The following is an 11,435-nucleotide window of genomic DNA, read 5'->3' on the forward strand; positions in this document are numbered from 1 at the left end:
GGAGTGTTGCGTGAAAATCGTCCTGATCCTGGTCCCCCTGATGCTGATTCTGGTGGCACTGGGGCTCCTCCTGTTTTCCTGGGCCGTCAAGAACGGCCAGTACGATGACCTTGATGGCCCCGCCCACCGGATTCTCTATGACGACGACAAAGACATGATTCCGGACGAAGCCAAGACCGAGAAAAAGGAAACCGCCAGCTCGGAAGCCAGGCCCGAAGCCGACGACTCCCAGTCCGAGTCCAAGAGCTGATACCAGCATGCAACCAGAGCTGTACCTCAGCTACTCCAGCGCGTTCCTCATAGGCCTACTGGGCAGTACCCACTGTCTCGGTATGTGCGGTGGTATCAGCGCGTCACTGTCCATGGCCCTACCGGTGGGCAAGGGCTTTCGGGTGCGTCAGACAATACTGCTGTTGGCATTCAACCTGGGCCGCATTGGCAGTTACGCACTGATCGCCACGCTGGTGGCACTGATCAGCACCAGTGCCGCCCGGCAATCCCAGACCGTGGGGCTGCTGTTGATGACCCTGGCGGGCCTGCTGTTGATCTTCATGGGACTGTCCATGGGGCAGTGGTGGCAGGGCATTCGTTTTGTGGAAAAAGTCGGCACCCCGGTATGGCGTCGGATCTCCCCGCTGACCAAACGGTTGTTGCCGGTCAATCACCTGGGGCAAGCGCTGGGGCTCGGTGCCCTATGGGGCTGGCTGCCCTGTGGCCTCGTGTACAGTACGCTGGGCTGGGCGGCCTTGCAGCCCACGGTACCCTCGGCCGCCCTGACCATGGTGTTCTTCGGCCTGGGCACCCTGCCCTCCATGCTGGCGACCGGTTATGCCGCGGGCTGGATCCGTGGGCTGAAGAGCAACCAGGGCTTTCGCAAGCTCAGCGGCATCCTGTTGATCCTGTTCGGACTCTGGACCCTACCGCTGCAGGCGTTCCTTACCCACTGAAGGCTCAGATATTCAGCACGTCCAGCCGCTCGAAGTTCGGCTCCGGCTCCGCCGACTGGACGACCGCCTGGCGTTTACCGCCCAGTCTCTTGCCTTCCTTGAAATCATACAGGTCCGGATCGGCCAGATGTGAAGGCTCAACGTTGCACAATGCCCGGAACATGGTTTCCAGGCGGCCGGGGTGCTGCTTGTCCCATGTCTGGAACATGTCCTTGATCACCTGGCGCTGCAGGTTTTCCTGGGAGCCACACAGGTTACACGGAATGATCGGGTATTCCCGGAGTGTGGCATAGCGGGCAATGTCCTTCTCCCGGGCATAGGCCAGGGGGCGAATCACCGTATTGCGTCCATCGTCACTGTGCAGTACCGGCGGCATGGATTTGAGCTTGCCACCGTAGAACATGTTCAGGAAGAGGGTCTCCAGCAGGTCGTCCCGGTGGTGGCCCAGGGCGATTTTGGTCACCCCATGCTCCTCGGCAAAGTTGTACAGGATGCCGCGGCGCAGACGCGAACACAGACCGCAGGTGGTTTTTCCTTCCGGCACCTTTTCCTTCACGATGCTGTAGGTGTCTTTTTCGATGATGTGATATTCGATGCCCATGGTAGACAGGTAGTCCGGCAGGATGTGCTCGGGGAAACCGGGCTGTTTCTGGTCCAGGTTCACCGCAATCACTTCAAAATCCACCGGCGCGCTCTTCTGGAGATTCAGCAGAATATCGAGCATGGCGTAGGAATCTTTGCCACCCGACAGGCAGCACATCACCTTGTCACCCGCCTCGATCATGGAAAAATCGGCAATCGCCTGACCTACTTCGCGGCGCAGACGTTTCTGTAGTTTGTTCAGCTCCAGTTTCTGACGGCGCTCTTGTTCGGAAACCGGGGTCTGTTGGGCTTGGGCTGTCATCGCTGGAAATCCGCTCCTGCACACTTGAGGATTTAAGGTGGGCAATTATACGCACGCAAGATGCTCAGTGACAGGAGATAGGTCTTTGTGCGGATACGGGGACTTTCAAGCAGGTGCTGGCTGACATACCATGAGCGGATGTCACATTCACCGTCAGAACCCACACATTCGCCGGAAAATCACTCCGACTCGTCCCAAGAGAGCTGGCTTGAGCAACAGGTACAACACCTCCTGGTTGCCGCAGAGCACGAGCTCCGGGCTCAGGGCCCACTCGGGCTGAGTGAACTGGCACTGATCAAAGCCCTGCAGGGCGACCGTTGGCAGTTAATCGGCCCGGTTAATTTCATGGAGCCGGACAAGCTCTACCCGGTGCATTTCCTGCTGTTCCATACTCTCTACCGGCTGCGGGACCAGTTGGCCGCCGACGGTGAAGCCCTGGTTATTTCCCCCCTGAGGATCAGCATATTGCCCCAGAAAGACTCCGTTGATCAGACCCTGCCGGGCGAGGAGGACAAGCTCCGGGCCTTCTACCTGGACCTGTCCCAGTACTTCATGTCGAACGGCGATATCCAGGGCATGATGGACAACTTCTGGGCCGGCATGCCGCCCGCTCGGCCCGAGGTCAGTGTGGCCACCGAGGCAGCAGAAACCCTGGGGTTTGATGCACTGCCCGCCAGCTTTGCCCAGGTCAAACAAGGATTCCGACGGCAGGTCATGCGCGCACACCCGGACCGGGGTGGCAGCACAGAAGAGGTGCAGAAACTCAACGAGGCCTTTTCCGTCCTGAAAGCCCATTACGCGTGACGCCCAAAGACAGGATTACGTAACATGAAATCATTTCTGAAAATCACCGCATTATCGGCAGCAGCCACGCTTTGCTTAACAGCCACGCCAATTCAGGCAGACCTGGTGGTACTGCAATACCATCACGTTGATGACAGTACTCCCCGTTCCACCAGTACCTCTCCTTCGCTGTTTCAGAAGCAACTGAAGCTGGTTGACCAATTGGGTCTGGAAGTCGCACCGTTGCTGCCTGCAACCCGCGCCGCACTGAAGGGGGAAGGACCCGAGAGCAATCAGGTGGCGATTACCTTTGATGATGCCTACGAATCGGTCTATCACACGGCCGCCCCACTGCTGGCCGAGCTTTCGCTGCCTTACACCATATTCGTCAATACCGAGGCAGTGGGCAGCCATGGTTACATGACCTGGCAGCAACTGGCCGAACTCAAGGACACCGGATTGGCGACCATTGCCAATCACAGCGCGGATCATGGACACCTGGCAAGAAAACCGGACGAGAGCCAGGAACACTGGAAACAGAGGGTGACGCAAAGCCTGGATCAGGCCCAGAGCGCCCTCAACCGGAAGCTGAACCAGTCCGTGCCCATGTTCGCCTACCCTTACGGCGAATTTGACCAGGCGCTTGAGCAAAAACTGGCGGACCGTGACTGGCTCGGGTTTGGCCAGCACTCAGGCGCGATAGGCCCCTACTCCCACGAAACCCGGCTGCCTCGCTTCCCCATGGCGGATGCCTACGGTCAGATCAAGAACCTCCGGGACAAACTGAAAAGCAAGGCATTCCCGGTGCCGGCCGACGAATTGCCGGACGGCGTTATTGACTCTAACCCGCCAACGCTTACCTTTGCACTCGGTGATGAGCTGTCCCGTCAGCGCCTGACCTGTTTCGCGTCCGGTTTCGGCCGAATCGACATTGATGTGGAGGGACAACAGGTTTCGGTTCAGGCGCCGGATGCCATCAGCAGCCGCCGTTTCCGTTACAACTGCACCCACCCTGCCGGTAACGGCAGCTACTACTGGCTGTCCCAGCAATGGCTCAATCTCGCAGCACCGGAGGACTAACTGGGCGTCACAGGCTGAACACCGCCCCAACCAGTGCGTAACTGACCAGGGTTACCACAACAATCCCGGCCAGGCTCAGCGGGAAGCCGGCCCGGATCATATCCGACACCCGCAAGTGGCCGCTGGAGAAGACAATGGCATTGGGCGGGGTGGCAACCGGCATCATGAAGGCACAACTAGCCACAATGGCGGCCGGGACGGTCAGCAGCAGCGGGGACAGCCCCTGGGATACCGCCAACGCCCCCAAAAGCGGCAGGAAGGCCGCAGCCGTGGCCGTGTTACTGGTCACTTCGGTAAGATAGATCACCGCAGCCGTGGCCAGCGCCATGACCGCCAGCAGGGGCAGTGATCCAACGACCGAAAGCGCCTGGGCAATCCAGTCCGCCAATCCGGAACTGCCGATCGCCCCGGCCATGGCCAGCCCGCCCCCGAACAACAGCAGCACGCCCCAGGGCAGCCGGCTTGCGGATTCCCAGTCCAGCAGGAACAGGCGTTCATTGGTATGAACGGGAATCAGGAACATGGCGATGGCGGCGGTAATGGCAACCCCGGTGTCACTCAACCAGGGCATCAGACTGGCTGACAGCAGGGGGCGAAAGACCCAGGCCCCTGCCGTCAGCACGAAAACCAGGGTAACCAGCTTTTCGCCACGACTCATGGGACCCAGCCTTGCCAGTTCATCAGCAACCACCCGGCCACTTTCCTCGGATTCGATAATGCCGAAATCCTGCCGGGTCAGTCGCCACCAGGCAAGTGTCAGCATTATGCCGGAAACAGGCACCCCCAGAAGCATCCACTGGGCGAACCCCACCTCCACGCCCTGGCTCTCGCTGAGATAGGCGGCCAGCAACGCATTGGGCGGCGTCCCGATTAGTGTGGCAATACCACCAAGGCTGGCCGAGTAGGCAATGGCCAGCAATAACGAAATGGCGTAGCGCTTTACGCTATCCGGGTCTGCGCCTTCCATCATGGCCACCACCGACAGCCCGATCGGCAACATCATGATCGCCGTTGCCGTATTGCTGACCCACATACTCAGAAAAGCTGTAGCAATCATGAAACCCGCAATCTGGCGCTTGGGGTTGGTACCCACCATTTTGAGCGTCAGCAACGCAATTCGTCGGTGCAGGTTCCAGCGCTGCATGGCGAGACCAAGGGTAAAACCACCGAGAAACAGGAAAATGACCGGGTGAGCGTAGGCGGCGGTAGCCTGGGAGACGCTACCCAACCCCAGGGCTGGTATCAGGACGATGGGCAGCAGCGCCGTAGCGGGAATGGGAATCGCCTCGGTGGACCACCAGACAGCCATCAGCAACATCAGGCCCAATGCCGACCAGGCCTCTGCACCCATGGTGGCCGGTGCCGGAACAGCCCAACTCATCAGCAGACATGCCGCGCCCAGAATCAAGCCAATCACCTGAATTCTGGGCAATCCTCGGCGCTGACCCTCCGTTGTCTGTGGCTCGCTCATGGCGGGTCCGATAAAAGGGCGGGGATCAGTCGGCGGCGCAATTCACACAGACGGTGGTATACGGCAGCACCTGCAAGCGCCGCGGATCAATGGTCTCACCACATTGCTCACACTCGTCGCCTTCACCGCTCTCTATCCGGTTCAGGGCATGAACGACCTGGGCCAGCTCATCCCGGGCTTCGTTTTCCAGCGAATCAACCACTTCATCGTTCTGCGTCTGGGACGCCTGTTCCTCAAAATCCTTTTCCAGCGGTCCGCCTTCCCGGTGCTGATGCGCATGGTAGCGATTCAGCCTTGCCTCAAGTTCTGCCTTTAAAGTCTCCAATTCGGACTTACGGTCAGTCATTACGTCTCCCACCTTTGTTCGTGAAATCACAACATAGTTGGTATGCTGCAATGCTGCTTGACGCCTGTCAAAATCACATTCGTTATAATGGGACGCGCCCGCTAACTCTGCTAATTTTTAGATTTCAGGCAGCATTTAGTAGAGGCATCGGAAGACGTCAGTTGATAGAATCGTTTCACTATCCACAGCCACAAGACCAATAATTACAGGAGCCTCCATGGGGCAACCGCTCCCGATCTCACGCATCATGCACGGTGGACTGCTACTGACCTGTAGCCCGGACACCTGCGTTGCCGAAGCCGCCGCGCGAATGTCGGAGACCTCTGTCAGTTCAATTCTGATCACAGAGGGCGAGGATGTCATTGGCATCTGGACAGAGCACGATGCGCTGACGATCAATTTTGCTGATTCGGAAGAGTTCAACAAGCCGGTCAGCAAAGTCATGAGCTCCCCTGTACTTACCTTGCCGGGCAATACCGATGTCGGTGAAGCCGCCATGAAATTACGCGCTACCGGCAAGCGGCATTTTCTGGTGACGGGTGAAGACGGCAAACCCATCGGTATCCTGTCACAAACCGATCTGGCACTGAACCAGGGCCTGGAACCCTATCTACGCCTGCGCGAGGTGCGTGCTGCGGTACCACGACCGCCACTGCTTGTTGAGGGCGAATTGTCGCTGGCAGAGGTGGCAATGCGCATGCACCAACAACATGCCGACGCCACCGTGGTTGACTGTGATGGTGAGCTGGGGATTCTCACCGAGCGGGACATGGTTCGGTTTATTGCCCGCCATACCAGCAACACCCTGGTCCGCGATCTTGCCACCCGCCCACTGCTAACCGTCAGCGAAGACGACCCGCTGATTCACGCCCGGGATCTGTTGATTGACCATCACATCCGACACTTGGCGGTAGTCAACAAGGAAGGCGAGGTCACAGGCCTGATCGGCTATAGCGACATGCTGGCAGGCGCCGAGCAGCTGTATGTCGATGATCTGCGCCAGGCGCTGGAGCAACGGGACGAGGCACTGAGCAAATCCCGTCACAGCCTGCAACTGGCAGAAAGAGTCATCGAGTCCTCGTTCGAGGGCATTGTCATTACCGACGAAAACGTCCGGATCGAGTTTGTGAACCCGGCTTTTACGCAACTGACCGGATATACCCGGGAAGAAGTGATCGGCCGGACACCACAAATACTGTCATCCGGTCGACACGACGCCCAGTTCTATCAGCGCATGTGGCAATCGCTCACGAACCATGGCTACTGGCGCGGTGAAATCTGGAACCGGCGAAAAAACGGCGAGCTCTACCTGGAGCTTCTGACCATCACCGCCATCACCGACGACAACAACAGGGTCACCCACTATGCTGCCCTGTTCACCGACATCACCCAGGATCGCCACAACGAGGAACAGATCCGACAGCTGGCCTATTACGATGCCCTGACCGGCGTTCCCAACCGCCGGTTGCTGGAAGACCGTCTGGACCACGCCATTCGCCATGCCCATCGCACGGGCCTTTTGCTGGCCGTGATCTTTATCGACCTGGACGAATTCAAGAATGTAAACGATTCGCTGGGCCACTCGGTTGGCGACGAACTGCTGTTGCAGTTCACCAACCGCGTGCGGGGCTGCTTGCGGGAAGACGATACCCTGGCCAGGCTCGGGGGCGACGAGTTCATCGTGCTACTTCCCGAGATGGCGAATATCGAACACGTACTTGCCGTGGCCGATCGGCTGATTGATACCGGGAGCCGGCCCTACGAGGTACAGGGGCATACCCTTAACGTTGGCTCCAGCCTGGGCATCAGCCTGTATCCTGAAGATGGGAAAACGGTGGGCGAACTGATTAACGGTGCGGATGTAGCCATGTATCGCTCCAAGCGAGACGGTCGCAACCGTTATAACCTGTTCAGCCCCAAAGTTCATACCAGCGCCTGAGGCGCCTGATCTCAGGCCACCTCCTCCGATACTTCGAACTGACCGGTCAGGCGCTGCAGTTTGGTTGACGCACTCCGGCTGCGCTCGGCACTGTCCACCAACTGCTCAACCACATCCCGCATGGACGCTGCGCTGTCAGCCACGCCATCGGTCTGTTGGCTCTGGTCACGGTTGGTCTTTTCAATGCTGGCGATGGCGCGGAACAGTTTCTCCACCATGTGGTGCAGGTCTTCGTTGTCGCCTGCGGCCATTTCAGCGTTCTGCAGCCGCTCTTCCATTTCCGACATGCCCTCTTCCATAATCGCCACGGCGCGCTGGGTTTCTTCGCGCACACCTTCCAACCGGTCGCCAATTTCATTGGTAGCTTGGGCGGTACGGGTAGCCAACTGGCGCACCTCATCAGCCACCACGGCAAAGCCCCGACCGGACTCCCCGGCCCGGGCAGCCTCAATAGCCGCATTGAGGGCCAGAAGATTGGTTTGTGCGGCAATGTCGTTGATCACCGAGGCGGTCTTACTGATTTCGCCGGTCCGCTCATTGGCGGTCCGGATGCCTTCGGCGGAACGGTTGATCACATCCCGAATGCTGCGGGCCTCTTCACTGAGGCGGGCAAACTGCAGACGGGCCTTTTCCACGACATCTTCCATACCCGCACGCATTTCCTGGGCGGTGGTGGAGGCATTACCGATCTCCCGTTCCTGCGCCTGGGCGCCGGCCACCATGTCATCAATATGGCTCAGTACCGCGTGTACCCGATCATAGGCCAGCAGATTGTGCTTCATCATCTGCTCACTGGTCTGGCCGGAGTCGTTGGCCAGGGACAACACCTTACCGACCATGCCATCCAGGCTATCAATGAAACTGTTGATCCAGCGGGCCAGATCGCCACTTTCGTCCCGGCGGGTATTGGCCAGATCAATGCGCTGACTGAGGTTACCGCCACCTTCTGCAATATCACGGATAATGTCGGCCATTTGCCCCAACTCGTTGGAGATTGGCTTCACACCGGTGGCCCGGAAAAACCAGACCATGGCCATAATGGCAAAGCCGTTAATGGCGGCTTCCGCCCAGATAGGCACACTACTGAGCGCCAGGCCCACGTTGATGAGCCAGAGCATGCCGGCCAACATCGTCAACCGGCTGGACAAACGCCAACTGATGGACCGGCGACGATATACCTCTTCCAGATCCCCCTCACACATCATGCCCCAGAGGTCCGGGGAACCGGGCATGCGAAAGGTCAGCCCCTTGCCAATGACGGGAATGCGGCGGTAGTCCGAGTAGCCCGGATACTTCACATACAGGTTTTCACCCTTGGCGATGGTTTCGCGTACGCCGGGGTGAAGTTGGCCGGTGGCCGGGTCGGTAAAACGGATCTCAAATTCGGTATGGTCGCGCACGCCCACCGTCCCGAACCCGGTATCGATGCCTTGCTTGAGGTTATCCCCGTGGCTGAACGTTGAATCTTCAAAACGTGAGCGCGAGAGTGCGATGCCGGTCTGAATCGAAGGATCGAACCGGCTTTCGATCATAAACAGGTAGTTGTCACCGGACTCCTCGAACACATGGCCGGCCTCGCGCTGGATGAGATCGCTCATCACGTCGTTGGGGATACGGGCACAGATGGCCGCGGAGACACCCCCATCGAGAGTGACCGGCTCGTAAAACATCAAGGTAACAGCATCGTGGAAGCGGCTGGTGGTTTTACCCAGTGCCAGGGTCACAGGGTCCCGATAGGGGCCATGCAGGAACCGTTCACGGGTACCTTTGCGCACGGCAGTGCCCGGCAGGTCCGCCTTTCCAACACGCGCGGTTTCTGAAGATGCCAACACCTCGCCTTCCGCTGACACCAGGAACAACTCCGAGATTTCCCTCAAACGCCGGCTACTGCGCTCGACTTCCATTGCGGCCGTTTCCAGGGACACTTCGTTCAGCTTGCCCCCCAGTGTTTCGAGGAAAGACCACTTGTGCTCAGCCCAACTGATCAGCGCATCCCGACGGGTCCGGGCCAGATTCTCAAAAATCTGTTCATTGGTGGCATACATTCCCCGGTTAAGATAACAGGACCATCCCATGGCCAACTTGCCGGTTCCCCCCCACCAGGGCAGCCAGCGGCGTTCTTTATCGGTCAGGTTCATCAGGTCACTTTTCAGGGCCATTATCCTCTCCTGGCATGTTCACCGGAGTACATCGAAGCACGCACTCATCCATTAAACACAATGGCCTGAGCAAAGATCGGGCCCGAAACGGTGCACGAGGCTAAAAAGGCTCAACAACACGCCTTTGCGCTGTAAAAGCCACGCCAGCCGCCGCCATCGGCGTCGCATTATGGTGCATCACTGGTAGCTCACTAACTACGGCGCACCATAAGAGCGCAAACCCTCAATAAGTTGGTTCTGCCCCAACCCATCAATGGCCCGCCGCTGACCTGCATCAACAACGTGCAAATTCCTGACATCTCTCACACTTTAGTCCCATTGTTGCATGCTACCCTTCGGCGGAAACTAACGGGCTACCCGGGTAAATAATAATAAGAGCCCGCTTTAGCGGTTTTAATGACATCGGAGGCCAACCGTCATGACTTTCAGGAGATTCCTGCTCTCGGCATGCCTGCTATTGCTGAGCTTTACCACTGTGTCCGCGGAAACACTCAAGATCGGGCTGAACTACCCACAAACGGGCCGTTATAAGGAACAAGGGCTGCAACAACGACTGGGGGCATTCCTCGCCGTCGACGAAATCAACAAAGCTGGCGGCATTCTGGGCCGGGATGTCGAACTGGTCATCCGCAACAGCCGGGGCGAGCCGGATCGTGGCGCCCGCAATACCGCCGAACTGATCGACCGTCAGGGTGCCAGCATGGTGTTCGGTGGCGTATCCAGTGCCGTTGCCATTTCATCCGGGAAAGCCGCCCGTGCTCGCAACCGCATCTACTTCGGCACCCTGACCTACTCCAACGCCACAACCGGGAGCGAAGGTCATTCACACATGTTCCGGGAGCCCTATAACGCCTGGATGACAGCGAAGGCACTCAGCCGCTACCTGAAGGAAAACCACGCCAACGAAGAATATTTTTACGTCACCGCTGACTACACCTGGGGCTGGTCCGTGGAGGAGTCGGTTCGCCGTTTCTCGGATACCCAGGACACCGAAAAGCACAAGGGCGTAAAAACTCCCTTCCCACGTGCCCTGATTACCGATTTCCGCCGGGCCCTGGAAGAGGCCGAGCAGAGCAATGCCAAAGTCCTGATGCTGGTGCTGTTTGGCGATGACATGGTTCGTGCCCTGGACGTGGCCTACGACATGGGCCTGACCAAACGCATGCAGGTGGTCGTACCCAACCTGACTCTGGGCATGGCGGCACAGGTTGGCCCCACCGTTATGGAAGGCATTATTGGCGGCGCGCCCTGGGTCTGGAACCTTCCGTACGAGAAAGACTACCCTCGCGGCAAGGAATTTGTTGAAGCCTTTTCCCAGCGGTACTCCATGCGTCCGTCCTCCTCCGCGGCTTCCGCCTACAGCATCCTGTACCAGTACAAGGATGCGGTGGAACGAGCAGGCACCACCAATACCCGCGCCGTTATCCGGGAACTGGAGGGGCATCACTACTCACTCCTGAAGGACGAACAATACTGGCGTGACTTTGATCACCAGAACGTCCAGACCGTACACGTGGTCAAGATCAAGCCGCGTAACACGATTGTGGATGACGAGTACGCCGCGGATTACTTCGATATTATTTACTCCATGCCGGGCGACGAGGCCGCACAGACCCGTGAAGAGTGGGAGCAACGGCGCCGGGAGGCCGGCAAGCCACTCACGCTCTAGGCAACCGACGGCAATACAAAAAAGGCACCCGAAAGGGTGCCTCAGACTGCTGACAAACCCTCGCCATCGCGGCGGGGGTTTGTTGTAATTGGGGTATCGACTTTTCAGAGGCTGCCCCATGCTCAAAGAGCCGTCCC

At 58.5% G+C, this 11,435-nt stretch carries 10 protein-coding genes; 6 read left to right on the plus strand and 4 right to left on the minus strand.

Going from position 1 to position 11,435, the window contains the following annotated elements:
- Window positions 1-10 precede the first annotated feature (10 nt).
- Window positions 11-250: a cbb3-type cytochrome oxidase assembly protein CcoS gene (gene ccoS / locus BY454_RS04015; protein WP_104415216.1), complete on the plus strand. Its 240-nt coding sequence runs from the start codon at window positions 11-13 to the stop codon at window positions 248-250.
- Between the two features lie 7 nt (window positions 251-257).
- The gene (locus BY454_RS04020; protein ID WP_104415215.1) at window positions 258-947 is read left to right on the plus strand and encodes a sulfite exporter TauE/SafE family protein; all 690 of its coding nucleotides are present in this window, start codon (window positions 258-260) and stop codon (window positions 945-947) included.
- 4 nt (window positions 948-951) lie between these two features.
- Here the strand turns inward: BY454_RS04020 and ttcA are convergent, their stop codons facing one another.
- A complete protein-coding gene (ttcA, locus tag BY454_RS04025; protein ID WP_104415214.1) occupies window positions 952-1,851 on the minus strand; it encodes a tRNA 2-thiocytidine(32) synthetase TtcA in 900 nt (299 codons plus the stop codon).
- 138 nt (window positions 1,852-1,989) lie between these two features.
- On the opposite strand from ttcA, the gene BY454_RS04030 reads away from it, so the two are divergent.
- Entirely contained in the window at window positions 1,990-2,655 is a 666-nt protein-coding gene (locus BY454_RS04030) for a DNA-J related domain-containing protein (RefSeq protein ID WP_104415213.1), read from the plus strand.
- A 24-nt stretch (window positions 2,656-2,679) separates the two neighbouring features.
- A complete protein-coding gene (locus BY454_RS04035) occupies window positions 2,680-3,714 on the plus strand; it encodes a polysaccharide deacetylase family protein (protein WP_104415212.1) in 1,035 nt (344 codons plus the stop codon).
- 7 nt (window positions 3,715-3,721) lie between these two features.
- On the opposite strand, the gene BY454_RS04040 is transcribed toward BY454_RS04035, so the two are convergent.
- Together BY454_RS04040 and BY454_RS04045 are read right to left on the minus strand one after the other, a co-directional pair.
- On the minus strand, window positions 3,722-5,185 hold the full coding sequence (locus tag BY454_RS04040) for an SLC13 family permease (protein ID WP_104415211.1): 1,464 nt from the start codon (window positions 5,183-5,185) through the stop codon (window positions 3,722-3,724).
- A gap of 25 nt (window positions 5,186-5,210) precedes the next feature.
- Entirely contained in the window at window positions 5,211-5,531 is a 321-nt protein-coding gene (locus BY454_RS04045) for a TraR/DksA family transcriptional regulator (protein WP_104415210.1), read from the minus strand.
- 217 nt (window positions 5,532-5,748) lie between these two features.
- On the opposite strand from BY454_RS04045, the gene BY454_RS04050 reads away from it, so the two are divergent.
- Window positions 5,749-7,470, plus strand: a complete 1,722-nt coding sequence (locus tag BY454_RS04050; protein WP_104415209.1) for a diguanylate cyclase domain-containing protein — start codon at window positions 5,749-5,751, stop codon at window positions 7,468-7,470.
- Window positions 7,471-7,481: 11 nt separating this feature from the next.
- On the opposite strand, the gene BY454_RS04055 is transcribed toward BY454_RS04050, so the two are convergent.
- Window positions 7,482-9,629, minus strand: coding sequence for a methyl-accepting chemotaxis protein (locus BY454_RS04055; protein WP_104415208.1), 2,148 nt, complete (start codon window positions 9,627-9,629; stop codon window positions 7,482-7,484).
- 418 nt (window positions 9,630-10,047) lie between these two features.
- Here BY454_RS04055 and BY454_RS04060 point away from each other — a divergent pair, with 418 nt between their 5' ends.
- Window positions 10,048-11,298 carry an ABC transporter substrate-binding protein gene (locus BY454_RS04060; RefSeq protein WP_104415207.1) on the plus strand — a complete coding sequence of 417 codons (1,251 nt, stop codon included), beginning with the start codon at window positions 10,048-10,050 and terminating at the stop codon, window positions 11,296-11,298.
- Window positions 11,299-11,435 lie beyond the last annotated feature (137 nt).

Source organism: Marinobacter persicus (assembly GCF_002934325.1).
Classification (GTDB): Bacteria; Pseudomonadota; Gammaproteobacteria; order Pseudomonadales; family Oleiphilaceae; genus Marinobacter; species Marinobacter persicus_A.